Here is a 272-nt window from a genome sequence, read left to right on the forward strand (position 1 = left end):
TTGGCTCGAATAGGGTTTAAATCAACATAGGCCATACAAGACGCTAACGCTGCTTCATCTAATAACGCTTGGGATTTAAAGCGTCCTTCCCAAAATCTACCGGTGCAGTTATCTTCTTGGTTAGCGGCTCTTGCAATACTTTCATTGATATACCCCATAAACCAACTGATTTTCATCAGGCGCTTTCGATAGACCTCTGCGGTTGCATTAACCTCATCAAGTAAGGGTTGAGCTAAGCGGTCACCGTTGCAATATTGTTTGGTCAGTAACGT

1 pseudogene is annotated in these 272 nt (G+C 43.4%); it reads right to left on the minus strand.

Annotated features, from left to right (window positions below):
- Positions 1 to 272 (minus strand): annotated as a pseudogene (locus H4J56_RS19455) (transposase); the annotation flags it as partial.

The organism is Colwellia sp. BRX8-4 (assembly GCF_014077345.1).
Taxonomy (GTDB): domain Bacteria; phylum Pseudomonadota; class Gammaproteobacteria; order Enterobacterales; family Alteromonadaceae; genus Colwellia_A.